Annotated in this window: 20 protein-coding genes; 6 read left to right on the top strand and 14 right to left on the bottom strand. The window is 35.0% G+C overall.

The annotated features are described in order from the left end of the window. The first annotated feature begins 68 nt into the window (after positions 1-68). Both ACOCEA_RS15070 and ACOCEA_RS15065 read left to right on the top strand, forming a co-directional pair. Positions 69-713 carry a peroxiredoxin gene (locus ACOCEA_RS15070; RefSeq protein WP_420757095.1) on the top strand — a complete coding sequence of 215 codons (645 nt, stop codon included), beginning with the start codon at positions 69-71 and terminating at the stop codon, positions 711-713. A 119-nt stretch (positions 714-832) separates the two neighbouring features. Continuing rightward, positions 833-1,027, top strand: a complete 195-nt coding sequence (locus ACOCEA_RS15065) for a cold-shock protein (protein ID WP_013304911.1) — start codon at positions 833-835, stop codon at positions 1,025-1,027. 483 nt (positions 1,028-1,510) lie between these two features. Here the strand turns inward: ACOCEA_RS15065 and ACOCEA_RS15060 are convergent, their stop codons facing one another. The 3 genes from ACOCEA_RS15060 to ACOCEA_RS15050 form a co-directional block, all read right to left on the bottom strand. Continuing rightward, positions 1,511-2,443 carry a peptidylprolyl isomerase gene (locus ACOCEA_RS15060; protein WP_420757094.1) on the bottom strand — a complete coding sequence of 311 codons (933 nt, stop codon included), beginning with the start codon at positions 2,441-2,443 and terminating at the stop codon, positions 1,511-1,513. Positions 2,444-2,585: 142 nt separating this feature from the next. After that, on the bottom strand, positions 2,586-3,995 hold the full coding sequence (locus tag ACOCEA_RS15055; RefSeq protein WP_420757093.1) for a M28 family peptidase: 1,410 nt from the start codon (positions 3,993-3,995) through the stop codon (positions 2,586-2,588). Then, complete coding sequence (locus ACOCEA_RS15050) at positions 3,970-4,848, bottom strand: PPK2 family polyphosphate kinase (protein ID WP_420757092.1); 879 nt, start codon at positions 4,846-4,848, stop codon at positions 3,970-3,972. Before ACOCEA_RS15050 ends, ACOCEA_RS15055 begins: the two co-directional genes overlap by 26 nt. 197 nt (positions 4,849-5,045) lie before the next feature. On the opposite strand from ACOCEA_RS15050, the gene ACOCEA_RS15045 reads away from it, so the two are divergent. Further along, positions 5,046-5,741 carry a hypothetical protein gene (locus ACOCEA_RS15045; protein ID WP_420757091.1) on the top strand — a complete coding sequence of 232 codons (696 nt, stop codon included), beginning with the start codon at positions 5,046-5,048 and terminating at the stop codon, positions 5,739-5,741. 5 nt (positions 5,742-5,746) lie between these two features. On the opposite strand, the gene ACOCEA_RS15040 is transcribed toward ACOCEA_RS15045, so the two are convergent. The 10 genes from ACOCEA_RS15040 to ACOCEA_RS14995 all read right to left on the bottom strand — a co-directional run bounded on the left by ACOCEA_RS15040 (position 5,747) and on the right by ACOCEA_RS14995 (position 15,187). Continuing rightward, positions 5,747-6,910 (bottom strand): sigma-54-dependent transcriptional regulator, encoded by a 1,164-nt coding sequence (locus ACOCEA_RS15040; protein ID WP_420757090.1) that lies wholly within the window; start codon positions 6,908-6,910, stop codon positions 5,747-5,749. A 9-nt stretch (positions 6,911-6,919) separates the two neighbouring features. Beyond that, positions 6,920-7,792: a DUF6268 family outer membrane beta-barrel protein gene (locus ACOCEA_RS15035; protein WP_420757089.1), complete on the bottom strand. Its 873-nt coding sequence runs from the start codon at positions 7,790-7,792 to the stop codon at positions 6,920-6,922. Continuing rightward, complete coding sequence (locus tag ACOCEA_RS15030; RefSeq protein ID WP_420757088.1) at positions 7,785-8,714, bottom strand: mechanosensitive ion channel family protein; 930 nt, start codon at positions 8,712-8,714, stop codon at positions 7,785-7,787. The genes ACOCEA_RS15035 and ACOCEA_RS15030 overlap by 8 nt, the downstream gene beginning before the upstream one ends. A gap of 2 nt (positions 8,715-8,716) precedes the next feature. Further along, complete coding sequence (locus ACOCEA_RS15025) at positions 8,717-10,054, bottom strand: ABC transporter permease (RefSeq protein WP_420757087.1); 1,338 nt, start codon at positions 10,052-10,054, stop codon at positions 8,717-8,719. Next, the gene (locus tag ACOCEA_RS15020; protein ID WP_420757086.1) at positions 10,047-10,985 is read right to left on the bottom strand and encodes an ABC transporter ATP-binding protein; all 939 of its coding nucleotides are present in this window, start codon (positions 10,983-10,985) and stop codon (positions 10,047-10,049) included. The genes ACOCEA_RS15025 and ACOCEA_RS15020 overlap by 8 nt, the downstream gene beginning before the upstream one ends. Positions 10,986-11,209: 224 nt before the next feature. Continuing rightward, positions 11,210-12,328, bottom strand: a complete 1,119-nt coding sequence (gene dnaJ, locus ACOCEA_RS15015; RefSeq protein ID WP_420757085.1) for a molecular chaperone DnaJ — start codon at positions 12,326-12,328, stop codon at positions 11,210-11,212. 9 nt (positions 12,329-12,337) lie between these two features. Further along, on the bottom strand, positions 12,338-12,889 hold the full coding sequence (locus tag ACOCEA_RS15010; RefSeq protein WP_420757084.1) for a nucleotide exchange factor GrpE: 552 nt from the start codon (positions 12,887-12,889) through the stop codon (positions 12,338-12,340). Between the two features lie 142 nt (positions 12,890-13,031). Then, positions 13,032-13,994, bottom strand: coding sequence for a TIGR01777 family oxidoreductase (locus ACOCEA_RS15005; protein ID WP_420757083.1), 963 nt, complete (start codon positions 13,992-13,994; stop codon positions 13,032-13,034). 101 nt (positions 13,995-14,095) lie between these two features. After that, positions 14,096-14,761, bottom strand: coding sequence for a tRNA (5-methylaminomethyl-2-thiouridine)(34)-methyltransferase MnmC2 (mnmC2, locus tag ACOCEA_RS15000; protein WP_420757082.1), 666 nt, complete (start codon positions 14,759-14,761; stop codon positions 14,096-14,098). 6 nt (positions 14,762-14,767) lie between these two features. Further along, entirely contained in the window at positions 14,768-15,187 is a 420-nt protein-coding gene (locus ACOCEA_RS14995; protein ID WP_420757081.1) for a DUF4920 domain-containing protein, read from the bottom strand. A 180-nt stretch (positions 15,188-15,367) separates the two neighbouring features. On the opposite strand from ACOCEA_RS14995, the gene ACOCEA_RS14990 reads away from it, so the two are divergent. Further along, a complete protein-coding gene (locus tag ACOCEA_RS14990) occupies positions 15,368-16,438 on the top strand; it encodes a branched-chain amino acid aminotransferase (RefSeq protein WP_420757080.1) in 1,071 nt (356 codons plus the stop codon). Between the two features lie 29 nt (positions 16,439-16,467). Here ACOCEA_RS14990 and ACOCEA_RS14985 read toward each other — a convergent pair whose 3' ends face one another. Beyond that, positions 16,468-16,854: a pyrophosphohydrolase domain-containing protein gene (locus ACOCEA_RS14985; RefSeq protein WP_420757079.1), complete on the bottom strand. Its 387-nt coding sequence runs from the start codon at positions 16,852-16,854 to the stop codon at positions 16,468-16,470. A 550-nt stretch (positions 16,855-17,404) separates the two neighbouring features. Here ACOCEA_RS14985 and crcB point away from each other — a divergent pair. Together crcB and ACOCEA_RS14975 are read left to right on the top strand one after the other, a co-directional pair. Then, complete coding sequence (crcB, locus tag ACOCEA_RS14980; protein ID WP_420757078.1) at positions 17,405-17,776, top strand: fluoride efflux transporter CrcB; 372 nt, start codon at positions 17,405-17,407, stop codon at positions 17,774-17,776. A gap of 290 nt (positions 17,777-18,066) precedes the next feature. Continuing rightward, positions 18,067-18,405: a P-II family nitrogen regulator gene (locus ACOCEA_RS14975; protein ID WP_420757077.1), complete on the top strand. Its 339-nt coding sequence runs from the start codon at positions 18,067-18,069 to the stop codon at positions 18,403-18,405. Positions 18,406-18,409 lie beyond the last annotated feature (4 nt).

Genomic DNA, 18,409 nt, shown 5'->3' with positions numbered 1-18,409 from the left:
ACCTTAAACTATCATAGCTTTTTTATTAATCTACTAAATTTGTAGGATAAAAATTTAATATAAATAGAATGGCAACAATACGACTAGGAGACAAGGCACCGGATTTTACTGCAAATAGCTCAATGGGCATCATAAACCTTTATGATTATTTAGGTGATGGTTGGGGTATTCTATTTTCACATCCAGCTGATTTCACCCCTGTTTGTACCACTGAGTTGGGGACAGCAGCTAAATTTAAGGGGGAATTTGACAAACGAAATGTAAAAATGCTGGCATTGAGCGTTGATGGCGTAGAATCACATGCTGAATGGATCAAAGATATTAATGAGGTGCAGGAAACCACTGTGAATTTTCCAATTATCGCTGATGAGGACAAAAAAGTATCTAAACTTTATGATATGATACACCCAAATGCGGATAACAATTTAACCGTGAGGTCTGTCTTCATTATTGCCCCAGACAAAACTGTAAAGTTAATTTTGACCTACCCTGCTTCTACGGGACGCAATTTCTATGAACTTTTAAGGGTTGTTGATTCTTTACAACTAACAGCATACCATAAAGTAGCTACGCCAGCTAACTGGGAGAGTGGAAAAGATGTAGTGGTTAGCCCTGCGATACCAACTAATGAAGCCAAACAAATTTTCAGTAAAGGCATTAATGAAATCAAGCCTTATTTAAGAATGACACCAGACCCAACAACAAAGGATTAAATAATTAGCATTTAGAAGATTAAATAGTATACTTAACCTTAATATAACTTTCTAAATATCTATTGATTAAATATTTAAATACTATCTTTGCACTTTAATTAATATATAATTTTTTTATTATGAGTAAAGGAACAGTAAAATTCTTCAATGATTCCAAAGGTTACGGATTTATCACTGAAGATGGTTCAAACGAAGATCATTTTGTACACATTTCTGGCTTAATCGATGAAGTTCGAGAAGGTGATGTTGTGGAATTTGAACTACAACAAGGTAAAAAAGGATTAAACGCCGTTAATGTGAAAGTTGTTGACTAGGTAACGATTTAACTTTTTTATAGTTTAAAGCCCGAACTTTGTTCGGGCTTTTTTATAATTTTCCTTTACAAGAATTAAAGTAAAAAAAATTGTTTAAGATTTACGCAACCATTTCCAAACTCTTGAATCTTTAGCTTAAACCTATTACTTAAGTTTCCCCAAAACTAAATCTGATTTATTCTATGACCACTTTTTTTGGAGTACTTATTTTATTGATTTTTATAAACATTGCCATGTTACTGGCAAGTATGGTTTCTAAAAACAAATAAACCCAACCTAGTTCAGTAGGGTTTTATTTTCCATAATTGTTGTATATGTAGTAAACACTATATACAACTACACCATGAAATTATTCTTACTTATTATTTTAATTTTGATTCTGTTCAACCTAATAATGTTGATTTCCAGTGTCATAAAAAATAAATAAAAGGCCTAAGCATTTAACTGCTTAGGCCTTTTATTTATTTTTTATGAATTAGCTTTCTAGCCAACATTCATTAGTTCCACATCAAATATCAATGTGGCGTTTGGAGGAATAACTCCACCTGCACCTGCACTACCATAAGCCAAATCTGATGGTATTACAAAACGGGCTTTATCACCAACCTTCAAAAGTCCTATACCTTCATCCCATCCTGGTATTACTTGTCCAATACCCAATTCAAAATCTATCGGGGAATTTCTCTTATAGGAAGAATCAAATACTTGTCCGTTAAGCAAGGAACCTTCATAATGCACAGAAACATTCTTACCTGCCTCTGCCTTTGCGCCAGTTCCTTTCTGTATCATTTTATATCTTAAACCCGAAGGAGTAGATTCAAAGCCAGCGGCCACTTTATCCAATTCTGCCTCCTGCTTTGCCTTTTCCGCTGCTAAACGTGCGGCTCCAGATGCATTAAAATCTTCAAACGCCCTTACGGCATCCCAATTCTCAGCATCGCTACCTTCACGAACAATTTCTAAGGAATCTATACTATCACCTTGGGCTATGGCATCAACAACTTCTTGTCCCGCCACTACATGACCAAAAACAGTATGCTTGTTATCTAACCATGGTGTTGCCACATGAGTTATAAAAAACTGACTACCGTTAGTTCCAGGGCCAGCATTTGCCATTGATAAGACACCTGGGGCATTATGTGTAAGTTCTGGATGAAACTCATCATCAAATTTGTATCCTGCATCACCTGTTCCCGTTCCAAGCGGACAACCCCCTTGAATCATAAAATCTGGAATTACCCTGTGAAACTTAATTCCGTTATAATAGGGTTCTCCTATAGATTTCACTGAATTCTCTTTGTTGCCTTCGGCCAGTGCCACAAAATTACCAACTGTACCAGGTGTTTTATCGTGGGTTAATTTCACCAAGATTTCCCCTTTAGTTGTATTAAATTTTGCGTAAATACCGTCTTCCATTTTACTTTTTTTTAAATGAACGGCAAAGGTAATTAAAATACTTTTTAGAATATTAACTTGATTAAATTCCAAAAATGCCTGAACATGACTTTACATGTTTTAATAACTTATATAAACAGCATTCAAAAATATTTGAAGTATGTTATTTAGGATTCACAATCCCATATTGGTCAAAAAGATAGACCAAACTTGCCATTGTTGCCGCACCTAATTCCAACTCCCTTTTATTTACATGCTCAAAAGTATCGTTCTCCGCATGATGATGATCAAAATAACGTTGAGAATCCGGTCTTAAACCAGCCAATACTATGTTATCACCCTTTAACGGTCCAATATCCGCTCCACTACTACCTCTAACAAACATATGGATTAAGTAAGGCTCAAATAAATTTTCCCAGCTTTTAATTTGTGTAAAATTAGCGTCCGATGCATCAAACGAAAAACCTCTAGGTGAAAATCCACCTGCATCACTTTCCAAAGCAAATACATGTTTTTCATTTTTACCCTTAGCCTCCTCTGCATATTTATTTCCACCTCGCAATCCATTTTCTTCATTCATGAACAATACAACTCTTATAGTCCTTTTAGGTCTGTAACCTATTTTTTTAAATAAATTCAAAACCTCCATACTTTGTACACAACCGGCACCATCATCATGTGAACCATCCCCTAAATCCCATGAATCTAAATGTCCACCAACAATCATTATTTCTTCGGGGTATGTACTTCCTTTGATTTCACCAATGACATTATAGGATTCAACATCGGTAAACTGCTTACAGTTTTGCTTAAAATAAAATTTTATTTCAGGGTTTAATTTTAAGGCTGTACTTAATAAATCTGCTGCATTTGTACTAATGGCCGCTGCAGGAATTCTATCATTAACGGCCAAATCACCATAACTCATAGATCCCGTATGTGGATAATCATCTAAGCGCAAATTCATAGACCTAACTATCACTCCCACAGCACCATATGCCCCTGCTTCTTTGGCACCTGAATATCTTTGATCGACACAGTTAGAATAAGCCGAAAACGTATTGATTTCAGTAGCATTCATTGGTCTATTAAAAAAAACAATCTTTCCCTTTAGTTTAGCCTCACCATATGTAGCAAGGTCATCTATACTTTGTACTTCTATCACCTCTGCCTTAATTCCTTGTAATGGCGTGGCAACTGAGCCTCCCAGAGCACAAACTGGTACGTTTGTGGTTACCCCTGGTGTTGTTTCAAAATAAGCAAACTCTGGCGTACCGCGCACCCATTTTGGCACCATAACGGGTTGTAACCAAACTCGGTCCAGACCAAGGGAATCCAACTCACTTTTAGTATAATTTATAGCTTGCTGTGCCTGTACGGAACCGGATAATCTACCTCCAATCTGATTGGACAGGTAATTTAACCAATCATAAGACTTACCTTGGCTAAGGGCGGTTTCATATATCCTTTTAATTTGATTTTCATCATTTACTTGAGATGATGCATAATGCGTAATACATAAAAATAATAGCGCTACTTTAATCGTTTTACTCACTTTGTAATTGCTTTTCATAAGATTCTAAATTAGCCATTATTTTATCGTCCAACGCCGGCTCTTTGATATCTTTGTATTTTTTTAACCTTTCTAAAAGAATTGTCGCTATAATTACCCTTGCCGCTTTTTTATTATCTGCGGGTATTATGTCCCAAGGAGCATGGTCAAATGAAGTGTTAGCAATCGCCTCTTCATAACAGTTCTGATACTTGTCCCACAATAACCTTTCATTTAAATCTTTTGGAGAAAATTTCCAATGCTTTTCCCTTAAGGAAAGTCTTCTTAACAATCGTTGACGCTGTTCCTCTTTAGAAAGATTCAAGAAAAATTTAAAGATAATGGTACCGTTTTGGTGAAGATGCCTTTCAAAATTATTTATCTGCTCAAAACGCTTATCCCAAAATTTTTGGTCTATATCATCCACATTATGTATTCCAGGTATACGTTCTCCTAGGATATATTCTGGATGAACCCTTGTTACCAAAACATTTTCATAATGCGTTCTGTTAAATACCCCAAACTTTCCTTTAGCCGGCAATACTAGATAATGCCTCCAAAGATAATTATGATCCAATTCTAATTCTGTTGGAACTTTAAAACTATGTACCTCTACGCCACTTACATTAAAATCCTTGAATACCTCACGAATAAGACTGTCCTTACCAGCTGTATCCATTCCTTGTAAGCATATCAACACACTATACTTGCCATGTGCGTACAACATGTCCTGAAATTCACCAAGTTCCCTCCTAGTTTTACTAAGGTCTTTTTTAAGTTGTTTTTCAGTTCGTCCAAAATCCTCATAGGTTGGCAAAGTCGCAAGTTCATTTGATTTATGAGCCCTGTAGTTATTAACTTCTATATAATCCATAGTGAAATATAAAATTTTTAATCGTTGAAATACACCTAAATGTTAAAAAAAATGGCCGTTCAACCTATGATTTCACCCTTTAATCAAATAAAACGCTTGTGTAGTGACCGCTATCGAATAATATAACCCTATATCTCTTTCAATGCCTAATTTTATAATTGTAAAAATCCCAAATTTTACCGCTCAAACTTTTAGTAATGATTAAGACCTACATACCCATTTTAGCTATATTTTCATGTTTCATACTTTCTTCTTTTACCAATAATCTGGAATGCGAGTATGCTGAATCGACCATTGATTTTGCAAAAACCCATACGGAGAAAGCTGTTGAAATGGATGATATTAACCAAGCAAGATTTTATGCGTATAAAGCACTTAACGTCATTGAGAAATCTAAAAAACAGCTTGATATTTGTGGGTGCATTTATGCTAAAGAAGAATTAGAGGAAGGACTTAACAATTTAATTCTGGCCACAAAAGCAACCACCTTGGAGGCAACGCAAATTCTACTTTTAAGATCTTTAGAAAATACCTTGGGAAGTTTAAATGCCTTGGCAGATCACCACATACATAATAATAAACAAAATAAAGATCTGGCATCACTAAGATCTACCAACATTGACACTAGTGAAGATTTTCCCAATAGCACAAAACATAAAAGTATTTATTACACCATAGATAATGCTTTGGAAAAATATAAATTATCCTTGGACAAAGTTGTTGAAACCATTGAATGTAAAGAAGCTCAAAGCTTTGCTGAAAAAATAGTTGCGCAATGTGAAAAACAGCTTTTAAGGAACGATTTAACAGATGGTAAAAAGTACTACTACTTACGTACCAAGGAGATTACAGTCAATGCCTTAATACGAATTGGCAAATGTTCTTTTGATTAATATATTTATTTGCTGGCAAAAAGTTTTACATCTTCTTCGGATACTTCATTACCACCAAGAATAATTAATCTTTCTACTACATTTCGCAGTTCTCTAATATTACCTGTCCAGTCATACCCCTTTAACAATTTAATTGCTTTATCTGAAAATGTTTTTGGTGCAATACCCTGTTCATCGGTGATTTTTTGGGAAAAATAATTAATTAATAATGGTATATCATCCCGTCTATCATTTAAAGAAGGTACTTTTATTAAAATAACGGCTAACCTATGATAAAGGTCTTCCCGAAACTTCCCCTCTTCTATTTCCTTCTTTAAATCTTTATTAGTGGCAGCTACTACACGAACATCTACCTTTATATCCTTATCTGTACCAACCCTAGATATCTTACTTTCTTGCAGCGCCCTAAGTACTTTGGCTTGGGCAGACAAACTCATATCACCTATTTCATCTAAAAATATTGTACCCTTGTTAGCGGCTTCAAATTTACCTGCACGGTCCTTCACTGCGGATGTAAAAGCCCCTTTTACATGCCCAAAAAGTTCACTTTCTATTAATTCTGAAGGAATTGCGGCACAATTCACCTCTATGAAGGGAGCACTGCTTCTTGCGCTTTTTTCGTGTATCCAATGTGCAACTAATTCTTTCCCTGTACCATTTGACCCTGTAATGAGCACCCTTGCATCTGTTGGCGCTACCTTTTCAATCATTTCCTTTATGGTTGTAATCTCCGGGCTCTCACCGATCATTTCGTAGTTTTTGCTGACTTTCTTTTTTAGTATTTTGTTCTCTACCACCAACACCTTTCTATCCAAGGCATTTCTTACCGTAGTTAGCAATCTATTTAAATCTGGTGGCTTGGATATATAATCAAAAGCCCCTAAACGCATAGTATTAACTGCAGTATCCAAATCACCATGGCCAGAAATCATAATAAATGGAATTTCAGGCTTTATCTTTCTTGCTGCCTCGAGCACCTCAACACCATCCATTTTGGGCATTTTAATATCGCAGAGTACCAAGTCATAGTCATTATCCTTTATGGTCTCGATTCCCTTTAATCCATCTTCAGCCTCTTCAACCGTATAAGTATCATTTTCTTCTGACAGTATTTTTACAAGTACCCTTCTTATTGCCGCTTCATCTTCTATCACTAATATTTTTGACATACTTTTTTTTTAAATTCCTATTCTAAAACCTGTCCTAAAATAAAGACCAGCATCATCATTCAACGTAAATATATCCTTTCGTTCATTATCGCGCAATGCACTATTTTGAAAGAGCGAATGACCTCCAATTAAATAAACGGACATGTCTTTTGTGATTTTATATTGATATCCTAATGTCAATAATAATGCCGTATAAGATACATCGGTAGATAAATTATTATCGGTTAATAAAATATCGTTTTGAATATTAACATAATACCCGTCTAAAAACAATTCTGCTTGAAAAAAATGTGATTTAGGCGTGTAGTATTTCATACCTGATTTTGGCACCCCTAATATATAAGCCCAATTAGGTCTAAAGCGTTTCTCATAATAGAGAACAGGTAGCGGTACCTCAATTGGTGAACTAGTATTATAGGACAGCCCTACAACCAATTTATATGGCTTTTCTATATTTTTCTTATCCTTATAAGCACCTGCCGTATAGTTTATATTAAAGTCGTCTTCCTGCAATTCATCAACAAAATTTGAAGACCACCTTGGGGTAATGACACCCACCAACCGCCAATCTTCGTTCAATTTATATACATAAGCCAGATTTACATCTATAATATGTAGTTTTTTTAAATCATTGGAATTAGCAAATAAGCTATCTGGAACCTCAAAATTATAACGATTATATTCACCTCCTATTACCAAATAATCATTTTTACCCCTCACTGGTATTGGCAAGTTGGCAACAAATTTAATTCGTGATGTTTCAACATCTGCCCCATTCTTTGGCATTATCATATATTCTGCCCCAAAAACATCTGGTGTCTGTCCTTGGACTATGGAACAAATGCCCATAATTAGGACAAACATTAATCTATATTTACCCATTCTTTTCCAAATTGGGTTTAGGTTTTGGAATAACTGCCGATTGCTGAAAGATATGTACATCCCTTTGTGGAAAAGGTATTGTTACATTATTTATTCTAAACTTCTCATCAATTTTATAACGAATCAAACTTTTAATCTTAGGGTCTGAAAAACTATCACTTATGTAAAAATGCACAGAAAAAAGTAAAGCAGAGTCACCAAAATCATCAAATAAGACAAATGGTTTTGGGCTTTTTAAAATACCCTTTTGTTCGTTTACTATTTCTAATAAGATTTCTGTAATCAAATTTACGTCACTACCATAGGCTACTCCAACATTAACGCTTTCCCTAGTAGTTTTATGATTTTGGGTATAGTTAAAAACAATATCACTAATAAAATGATGGTTGGGAATAATAATAATTTTGTCATCTCTAGTTATAGCCCTAGTTGTCCTTAATTTAATTTCAAACACCTTACCTACCCTACCATTTATTTCTATGATATCCCCTACTCTGAGTGATTTGTCCAAAATAATAAAAATACCCCCAATTATATCTTGAAATAACTCTTGCAATGCCAACCCAAGACCAACAAATAAGGCTGCCGACGCGGTTATTAAGATAGTAATGTCTATACCTGCCGCACTCATGGTCAATAGTATCACCACAATATAAACTACATACTTGATAAACTTGAAAATGCTTACAAACTTTAATTTGTCGTCCGCTTGCATTTTTCGCGTAAAGAAATTACGTATCCAACGTAATATAAAAGAGGTAACCATAAAAGCTACCGTTAACAATAACAATATCCCTACGGTGATATTAATGGATTTTTCGCCTTCGCCATAATGGAAACCTAACTCAAGAAAACTCTTAATAGTACCCCATATGTCTTCCTCAAGTATTTCCTTTATTTTTTCTGATTCGTCCTGTACCATTATCAGTATTTAATCCATTTAAAGATTTCTTTATAACTAGGTTTCTTACCATACATTAAAATACCCACTCTATAAATTTTAGCAGCTAGCCACACAATCCCAATAAAGGTAATTATTAAAATTAATAGCGAAGAGACCAGCTGCCAAATCGGTACTCCCCCTTCACCAATACCTCCAGGTAGACGCATCATCATAACAATTGGCGATGTTAGTGGAAATAATGAAAAACCTACGGCAATTGGCCCGTGTGGATTACTAAAAACTGAGAAAAAACCTATGTAAATCGCCAACATTAATGGTAAAATTATAGGAAAAATAAATTGCTGTGTATCTGTTTCATTATCTACAGCAGCCCCTATTGCAGCATAAATTGAACTGTATATTAAATACCCTAAAATAAAATATACCAAAAAAAGTAAAATCAACATCAACCAAGGGATATCAAACAATTCTTGTGCATATAGCATCATAGTGTCATCTGGGGTAGGCAATCCCATATTCATACCTTTGGAAACGCCAGTTCCCATACCATTACCAGACAAGGTAGACATATCAATATCAAAAATAGCCATGGCAACAAACAACAAAATAGTGCCGGAGAAAATCCATATAGCAAATTGGGTAACCCCTGCCAAGGAAGTGCCAATAATTTTACCCAGCATTAACTGAAAGGGCTTAACCGAAGATATAATTACCTCGATGATCCTACTTGTTTTTTCCTCTATTACACTTCTCATTACGAACCCTCCATAAATAATAATGAACATCATAATAAGATATCCGAAACCACCTCCAATTACCGCTTTTATCTCATTTATACCCTTTAAGTTCTGGGTGCCATCAAAAGTTGAGATATTAATTTGATAATTACTGTCCATTTCAACATATTCCTTCGCAGAAATACCATAATTACGCAGTCTTTCTAGTTTTAACCGTTCTTTAAAAATACGTTCCAATTTTTCCAGCACAGTAGTACTAGGCGCCTCTTTACTGTAAAAAAAAGCGCGCTTGGAGACCTGCTCAAGGTCATCCTCATTTGGTATGTAAACAAGCCCATAATACCCCATGTTCATGGTTGAGTCCTTTGCCTGTTCTAAAGTAAGATCCCTATAATTAACAAATGAAGTAGCCTCGGAGGTTACAAATTCGTTTGAGAAATAATTACTTTCATTTAAAACCGCGATTATTCTTTTTTCATTATCGTTCAGCTTGGTCAAATATGCAATGAGCAGTATCATGGCCACCATTAGAATAGGACTCAAAAAAGTCATGATTACAAATGACTTGTTTCTTACCTTGGCCAAATATTCCCTTCTTATTATTAATGATAATTTATTCATGGAAAACTCCTTTCTCTTCTATAGTTCTTATAAAAATATCGTTTGCGGAAGGAATAGTCTCAACAAAACTATTAACGTTAGCTTTTGTTCCTATGTAGCTTAATAATGTTCCTGATTCACTATTGGGCAATTGTACTTTTAGGTTTAATTGCTTCTCTACTTCATCGTAATCAAATTCTAGTATTTCAAATTTATTGGCAATACTGGCCAACAATTCTTTGGGGTTTTCCAAGGTGAGACCAACATTAAAAATATTGTTCTTATAGGCTTTTTTTATTTCTGATAATTTCCCATCCAGAATTTTTTCTGATCTGTGTATTAGGGCTATATATTCACACAACTCCTCAACAGACTCCATCCTATGGGTAGAAAATATTATGGAGGTGCCTTCCTTCTTTAAATTAAGAATTTCATCCTTTATGATATTGGCATTAATTGGGTCAAAACCACTAAAGGGCTCATCAAATATGAGCAATTTAGGCTCATGCAATACAGTAACTATAAACTGTATTTTTTGTGCCATGCCCTTGGATAGTTCTTGAATTTTTTTATCCCACCAATCTCCAATCTCCAAGCGTTCAAACCAATGTTTTAATCTATTTTTGGCATCCTTCTTAGATAGCCCTTTAAGCTGTGCCAAATACAATGCTTGTTCACCTACCTTCATACTCTTATAAAGCCCCCTCTCCTCAGGGAGGTAGCCTATTTGTGCTACATCCTCAGGTTTTAAAAGCTTTCCATCAAAATAAACCTCGCCTTGGTCAGGATATGTTATTTGATTTATAATACGTATAAGTGTAGTTTTCCCTGCACCGTTTGGTCCTAAAAGGCCATAAATACTATTTTTAGGGATTTCTATGGACACATCTTTAAGGGCGATGTGGGACCCGTATTGTTTGGTAACGTTTTTTGCAACCAAAATATTATTCATACAGCCAATTTATTCAAAGATATTGAAATGTTTTGTCATGAATTTTTTACAGCTATTTAATTTTTTCATGAAGTCTCCAAACCATCAAACTGCCCAAAAAACAAAACCCACCCTCAATAAAATCAAGGATGGGAAAAAAATTGCTATGAAAAAGAAAATTAATATTGGTTTCCCAATATTAACTCAAATATACGTTTTTTATTTAAAAACCGAACAGTTTGGTTTTAAGAGAACATATCTTTCACTTTTTCAAAGAAAGACTTGTCTGATTTTTCTGGTTTAGGCTCAAAATTCTCGTTCCCTTGCATGCGTTGGAAAAATTCTTTTTGCTCTTTGTTCAGCTCTTTTGGGGTCCAAACATTAACATGTACCAAAAGGTCTCCGCTTCCATAACCATTTAAACTAGAAACACCTTTGCCACGTAATCGTAAAATTTTACCCGATTGCATACCTGGTTCAAGTTTTATCCTAACCTTTCCACCTACAGCATCTATTTCCTTTGATGTACCCAAAACTGCATCGGAAATACTTACATATAAATCATAGTGCAAATTATCGCCTTCCCTTTTTAAAGTAGGGTGTTCTATAGTTTCAATGGCAACCAATAAATCGCCAGGAACACCATTTCCCGGAGCATCGTTGCCTTTACCAGGTACTTTTAGCTGCATCCCATCTTCAACACCGGCCGGAATATTTATAGACACTGTTTCTTCTAAAACCTTTAGACCTTGGGCATCTGCATCGCCGGGCTTGGTGTCCAAAATTTGTCCGCTACCTCCACAAGTACTGCATGCTGCGGCTGTTTGCATTCTGCCTAAAATGGTATTTTGGATTTTTGTAACCTGTCCCCTGCCATTACATGTCGTACAGGTTCTATAAGTTACCCCTTCTGCCTGAACCTTACGCCTTACTTTTACCTTCTTCTCAACACCATTGGCTATTTCATCCAAAGAAAGTTTTACCCTAATCCTAAGGTTACTCCCTTTGGCCCTACGTTGCCCACCACTAAAACCTCCAAAACCACTAAAACCGCCTCCGCCAAAAGCACCACCGAAAATATCACCAAATTGGCTGAAGATATCGTCCATGTTCATTCCGCCACCTCCAAAGCCTCCGCTGCCATCGAATGCGGCATGACCAAACTGGTCATATTTTGCTTTTTTGTCGGCATCACTTAGCACCTCATAAGCTTCCGCAGCTTTTTTAAATTGCTCTTCAGCATTGGTATCTCCCGGGTTCTTATCGGGATGATACTGTATTGCCTTTTTGCGATACGCCTTTTTTATTTCCGTTGCAGATGCACTTTTACCTACACCTAAAATGTCATAATAATCTTCCTTCATACCTATCTATTAATTACCAACGACCACTTTAGGGTGTCGGATAATCTTATCGCCCAACTTGAAACCCTTTTCAATGACATCTATTATTTTTCCCTTCATATTCTCATCAGGTGCGGGTATCTGTGTTATTGCTTCGTGGATATCAGCATCAAAAGTATCACCGGCGTTTACTTCTAAATCCTGCAGTCCCTTAGCCTTTAGAGTCTCCCTTAGCTTACCATTAATCAATTCCACGCCTTTGAACATTTCCTTATCCTCAGATTTTGTCAATTCTTTTAACGCCCTATCAAAATCATCAAGCACAGGTAGCATAGCAACTATGACTTCTTGACCAGCAGTTCTAAAAAGCTCAATACGTTCTTTCGATGTACGTTTTTTATAATTTTCAAACTCTGCAAACAACCGAAGGAATTTATCTTTTTCCTTATTCAAATCTTCTTTTAACTGATCTTCCTTAGACAATTGCACCTCTTCTTTTGCAGTGTCTTGCTCTTCGTTTGTCAATACTTCATCCTGCGAAATTTCTTCATCGGTCCTTTCCGCCTTATTTTTTTTACTCATATGATTATCATTATTTAATCGACGATTTTGAGGTGGCAAAAGTACTGCCAAATCTTTAAAAATGTCAAAATGTCACCAAAGTTTATAAAAAAATCCGCCAAATGCGGATTTTCCATCTTTTTGCGATAATTTACTAGTTACATCAAGAAACAAATTCTTTATTCAATTTATCTTCTGCGCTACGCTCAACTACACTATTTTCATAAATTTCCTTTAAGGCAGAACACACGTTCTGATAGTTGAAAATAAAACCTTCTTCTTCAATTTTCTTACAACTTACCCTTTGACTTGCAAAAAGAAGATATGACATTTCACCTAATAATACCTTCATGACAAATTCAGGTATGTTTGGCAATATAAGTGGTCTTTCCAATACCTTTGCCAACTCTTTTATGAGTTTATTGTTAGTAACAGGATTAGGAGCAACACCATTAAAAATACCGGTCAATTCGTTTTCCGCAATAAATAAAAACATACTTGCCAAATCTGAAATATGAATCCAAGATTGCCATTGTTCACCACTTCCGAAGGCTGCGCCAGCATAATACTTAATAGGCTTTGCCATTTCCGGCAACGCGCCTCCTTTAGCAGACAATACTAACCCTATACGTACTTTTGCGACTTGGAGCCCCAAGTTATTAAACCTATTTGCCTTTTCCTCCCAAACCGAAACTACGTCACCTAAAAAACTGTCATCTATTACTTCTTCATCCTCTGTGTAAAGGTCACTCAGTGAATTTGGATAAATACCAATGGCAGATGCCGATATAATTGAACTTATAGTATGGTTAGGGTTTTCCTCTATTGCCCTATATAATGTTTGCAGGGAATCAACCCTACTCTGAAGTACCTTTTTTTTATAAGCTGACGTCCATCTTTTTGAAATACTAGTTCCGGCAAGATTTATAATAATCGACACATCGTTCAAACAACTATGATCAATTTCATATTTAGAAGGATTCCAGTAAAATCCTTTATAGTTGTCTTCTGAAACCAACTTGTCTTTACTTGTAGTTAAGTAATTAACAGCATATCCTTTTGTATGACATTGGGCCACCAATTCCTCACCAACTAAACCCGTCGCACCTGTAATCAATACTTTCATATTTCAAAGGTATTGTTTTGAATTAAGGTCTAGGTTGGATTTAATTTGGATTTAACAGAGTTAACTAAACTTTAAATAAAATTATTAATGTTTTACATTAGTTAACTGGGTCTTTTAGCCCTTAACATTTCTCTTTTACCTGGTGGCCCTGGTAAACGTTCTACCACTAAACCAACCTCCTGCATAGCCCTTCTTACACTTCCTTTGGCGGCGTAGGTAACCAAAAAACCGCCTGGCTTAAGCGCTGTAAACATTTTTTGGAAGATTTCAACGGTCCATAGTTCTGGCTGTACACGTGCGCCAAAAGCATCAAAATAAATTAGGTCATGGAGTTGTTCATCATCAATATCACTAAAAAACTTCTTCAATTTTAAAAGTGTAAAATTAGAATTGATATTGGATTTTTCTTCCCATGAAGAATTATGCATTTTATCAAAATAGGCTTGCATTGCCCCTGCTTTTAAGATTGAAACGTAATTAAGTTCCTTAATTTCATGCAGTGCCACTGGATAGGCTTCAATTCCGTGATATTCAATTTTCAAATCCAATGCTTTAGACTCCAACAAAGTAATAAAAGCATTTAATCCAGTACCAAAACCTATTTCAAGAATTCTAATGTTTTCCCCTTTAAATAATTCAAGACCGTGTTTAATAAATACATGATATGCCTCCTGTACAGCACCATGTTTGGAATGGTATTGTTCTTCCCAATCCTTTATTTGAATGGTTTTAGATCCGTCCGCTGTTGTAATGATTTCTCTTTGCACCTATTCTTATTGCTTTATCAACACCCCACTTGCTTCAAAACCAAAGGTCTTTTTGGGTTTTAAAATCTTATTTATATCATCAACATTGGCTCCGCCATCCTTGGCAAAATGTCTTTGATCTTCTATACTCATCTCTTCAACAAAAGCAACTCCATTTACTATCACATCCTTACCCTGTATATCAGTGGGCATAAAAAAAGCATAATCCTTAAACCTCACCATAACCTCCTCGTTATTGTAGAGTTCTAGTATCATCCAACATCCTTTTACCTTACAAACTTCTTTAACTGTTCCGGCGAATTTAGTCAATAGCGTATCTGTCGCGCTCATTATTAGGTATTTTTCTAGCATAGCAGCATTACCCAATGCCTTCTTTGTATCTATTTTATCACCGATAGACATATAATTGTTTTTCTCCGAACCCATTTCGTTAGGTGAAATCTGACCTTTGCAAAAATAAAAGACTAATAAAAAAATAAGTAAAATGCCAAAACCTTTCATATTTATTAAAAATTAAATTTCTCTTACAAAACTGGGCATTTTTAAACTAAAAAAGAAGTTGCAATTGGGATAATTGATTAATTTTAATCTTTAATTTATTTTTTGATGAGCACAGATACCAAAAACATTCTAGTAGAAAAGGCAACGACCTCAAAAATTGACCAAATAGATTTTGACAATCTTAAATTCGGATCGGTTTATACCGATCATATGTTGGTCTGTGATTATAAGAATGGTGTTTGGGAAACTCCAAAAATTGTTCCATACCAGCCTATTACTTTAGACCCCTCGTCTAAAATATTTCATTATGGTCAATCTATATTTGAAGGAATGAAGGCTTACAAAGATGGTAATGGTGACATCTTTTTATTTAGACCATTGGACAATCATAAACGATTTAATATTTCCGCAAAGCGAATGGCAATTCCTGAAATACCTGAATCCTATTTCATGGATGGGTTGACCACTTTATTGGAATTAGACCAAGAATTTATTCCTACCAAGAAAGGGTCTTCATTATATATTAGGCCTTTTATGTTCGCCTCTGGCAATGGTTTTCATGCATCTCCTGCCGATGAGTACAAATTTATTATTGCATGTGCCCCATCTGGATCCTATTTTTCTGGAAAAGTGAAGGTTTTAATTGAACAGACATATTCTAGATCTGCAAATGGTGGTGTAGGTTTTGCAAAAGCCGGCGGTAATTATGCTGGACAATTTTACCCTACCCAATTAGCAGTTGAAAAAGGCTATGACCAAGTTATCTGGACCGATGACACGGAGCATGAGTATATTGAGGAGGCGGGAGCTATGAATATATTTGTTAGAATAAATGACACTTTGATTACTGCTCCTACCAGTGACCGCATTTTAGATGGGATTACACGTAAAAGTATTCTAAAGTTAACCGAAGATCTTAACATCCCTACGGAAGTACGTAAACTTTCGGTTACAGAAGTTGTCAACGCAGCTAAAGATGGTAGCCTTAAAGAAATGTTCGGCGCCGGCACGGCGGCTGTAATTTCTCCAATTTCAGGCTTTGGCTATAAGGATACGGATTATGTTTTACCCGAATTGGAAGACAGTTATGCCTCTAAGCTAAAGAACCTTATTACAGACATACAATACAATACCTCTGAAGATAAATTTGGATGGCGATACAAAGTGAATAAATAATAGTACAAAAAAGGGCCAATGGCCCTTTTTTATTTATCTAAAATGTTGGCAATATCTGGTTTAAAATAATTAGGCCCTTTTAACACTTTACCATCTTCCCTATAAATAGGCTTACCATCTTCACCTAACTTACTCATATTACTTCTTTGTATTTCATTAAAAACCTCCTCTATCTTGTATTGCATACCATGTTCTAAAATAGTCCCACAAAGAATATAAAGCATATCACCCAATGCATCTGCCACTTCTACCAAATCATTATTGTTTGCCGCTTCTAGGTACTCTTGGTTTTCCTCATCCATTAAGTTATAACGTAATAAATTTTTTTCATCACCTAAATTAGCCTTCATTTCGTGTGAAACACCTAAACCAAACGATTCATGAAACTGTTGTACTGCGTTGATTTTACTTTTCATTTTAATTCCCTTAATTTAAATTAGCTTTGCGTAAAAATATAAAATATGTTCAGCACCGGACAAATTGTTTTTGCAGCGTTATTTGCTCTATCTTTTACCTCAATAATTATTATCTCTTACAAAAAGGACTTAAACCTGCATCAAAAAAATTACAAAGGCGTTAGATGGGTAGGAATAATCTTCATAATATTCATAATTCTACTCTTTATAATTAAGTATTTACTCAAATAATTCCCAATTTTTTACATTCCCCACAAAAGTTAAGGGTTTCACAACAAAATACCAGTTTTCCTCGTATAATATACCAAATAGCGTAATTTTGCGTTATTCATCTATATAGGGGCAATAATTATGATGACATTCTTTACTATACTTATCGTTTTAATTGGGTTAAATATTGCAATTGTCATTGCAAGTCTAAACAGCGTTAACAAAAAGACGAAAAAACCTACGCATAGAGTTTCTTCACCTAAAGTTACCGTTATTTACCCAATAGATTTACTAGCTACTAGCTATAAAAAAGCAATTTAGTTTTATACCTTTATAAGGTATGAAACAATTCTTACTTGTTTTTCTCGGTGGTGGTGTTGGTAGTTTACTCCGTTACCTAAGCTCAAAATATTTAAACCCAATATATCCAAACTTCTACCTTGGCACTTTTTTAGTAAACACTATAGGTTGTTTGTTAATAGGACTATTAATAGGCCTATCTTTTAAGAACAATTATCTCAGCCAAGGACAATCCTTATTATTAGTAACAGGCTTTTGCGGTGGGTTTACCACCTTCTCCTCGTTTGCATTTGAAGGTCACTCCCTTTTAAAAGATGCAAGCATACTTCATTTTTCAATTTACACTATTGGCAGTCTACTAATTGGAATACTAGCCGTCTCTTTTGGTATCTGGTTATCAAAAATGTTATAAAAATAACATTACCAAGGGTAATTTTTAAATATTTAAGTTTTCTTAGTATTTAATCAACTTATTTAACATTTATCTATATTTTTTACACTTTTCTTCCATTTTCATCAAATAATGACAGGACCCATCATTTACAATCCGTAAATTCTCAAAATCAATACTCTTATTTATTAATACCTTTAATTTTATAGGGTATAATTTATCATAAGCATAAAAATCATATCTATACCCCCTAAAAAATTAGGGTGTTAAATATTTTAACATACATTTGACGCATCAAAACAAATAATACAATGAAAAAAATCGAGGCAATTATCAGAAAGTCAAAATTTGACGATGTCAAAGAGGCATTGCATCAAATTGAAGTTAACTTCTTCAGCTACTGGGATGTAACTGGGGTTGGCAATGAAAAACAAGGTCATGTATATCGTGGTATTTCTTACAGCACCACAGATATACAAAGGAGATACCTATCTATTGTAGTATCGGATGATTTCTTAGAAAAAACCGTAAATACAATTTTGGAAACAGCCTATTCCGGCAATGTAGGAGATGGTAAAATATTCGTTTCAGACATAATTGAAGCTTACCGTATCAGAACCAAAGAAAGCGGATTAGCAGGTATCAACTAAAAAA

The sequence above is a fragment of the Maribacter luteocoastalis genome, from assembly GCF_048890225.1.
Classification (GTDB): domain Bacteria; phylum Bacteroidota; class Bacteroidia; order Flavobacteriales; family Flavobacteriaceae; genus Maribacter; species Maribacter luteocoastalis.
This window is presented reverse-complemented; position numbering and strand designations above follow the sequence as displayed.

What these genes read in the sequence shown, in the direction of transcription:
- ACOCEA_RS15070 (WP_420757095.1), top strand. Translation starts at nt 69, where the DNA reads ATGGCAACAATACGACTAGGAGACAAGGCACCGGATTTTACTGCAAAT.
- ACOCEA_RS15065 (WP_013304911.1), top strand. Translation starts at nt 833, where the DNA reads ATGAGTAAAGGAACAGTAAAATTCTTCAATGATTCCAAAGGTTACGGA.
- ACOCEA_RS15060 (WP_420757094.1), bottom strand. Translation starts at nt 2,443, where the DNA reads ATGGAAGACGGTATTTACGCAAAATTTAATACAACTAAAGGGGAAATC.
- ACOCEA_RS15055 (WP_420757093.1), bottom strand. Translation starts at nt 3,995, where the DNA reads ATGAAAAGCAATTACAAAGTGAGTAAAACGATTAAAGTAGCGCTATTA.
- ACOCEA_RS15050 (WP_420757092.1), bottom strand. Translation starts at nt 4,848, where the DNA reads ATGGATTATATAGAAGTTAATAACTACAGGGCTCATAAATCAAATGAA.
- ACOCEA_RS15045 (WP_420757091.1), top strand. Translation starts at nt 5,046, where the DNA reads ATGATTAAGACCTACATACCCATTTTAGCTATATTTTCATGTTTCATA.
- ACOCEA_RS15040 (WP_420757090.1), bottom strand. Translation starts at nt 6,910, where the DNA reads ATGTCAAAAATATTAGTGATAGAAGATGAAGCGGCAATAAGAAGGGTA.
- ACOCEA_RS15035 (WP_420757089.1), bottom strand. Translation starts at nt 7,792, where the DNA reads ATGGGTAAATATAGATTAATGTTTGTCCTAATTATGGGCATTTGTTCC.
- ACOCEA_RS15030 (WP_420757088.1), bottom strand. Translation starts at nt 8,714, where the DNA reads ATGGTACAGGACGAATCAGAAAAAATAAAGGAAATACTTGAGGAAGAC.
- ACOCEA_RS15025 (WP_420757087.1), bottom strand. Translation starts at nt 10,054, where the DNA reads ATGAATAAATTATCATTAATAATAAGAAGGGAATATTTGGCCAAGGTA.
- ACOCEA_RS15020 (WP_420757086.1), bottom strand. Translation starts at nt 10,985, where the DNA reads ATGAATAATATTTTGGTTGCAAAAAACGTTACCAAACAATACGGGTCC.
- dnaJ (WP_420757085.1), bottom strand. Translation starts at nt 12,328, where the DNA reads ATGAAGGAAGATTATTATGACATTTTAGGTGTAGGTAAAAGTGCATCT.
- ACOCEA_RS15010 (WP_420757084.1), bottom strand. Translation starts at nt 12,889, where the DNA reads ATGAGTAAAAAAAATAAGGCGGAAAGGACCGATGAAGAAATTTCGCAG.
- ACOCEA_RS15005 (WP_420757083.1), bottom strand. Translation starts at nt 13,994, where the DNA reads ATGAAAGTATTGATTACAGGTGCGACGGGTTTAGTTGGTGAGGAATTG.
- ACOCEA_RS14995 (WP_420757081.1), bottom strand. Translation starts at nt 15,187, where the DNA reads ATGGGTTCGGAGAAAAACAATTATATGTCTATCGGTGATAAAATAGAT.
- ACOCEA_RS14990 (WP_420757080.1), top strand. Translation starts at nt 15,368, where the DNA reads ATGAGCACAGATACCAAAAACATTCTAGTAGAAAAGGCAACGACCTCA.
- ACOCEA_RS14985 (WP_420757079.1), bottom strand. Translation starts at nt 16,854, where the DNA reads ATGAAAAGTAAAATCAACGCAGTACAACAGTTTCATGAATCGTTTGGT.
- crcB (WP_420757078.1), top strand. Translation starts at nt 17,405, where the DNA reads ATGAAACAATTCTTACTTGTTTTTCTCGGTGGTGGTGTTGGTAGTTTA.
- ACOCEA_RS14975 (WP_420757077.1), top strand. Translation starts at nt 18,067, where the DNA reads ATGAAAAAAATCGAGGCAATTATCAGAAAGTCAAAATTTGACGATGTC.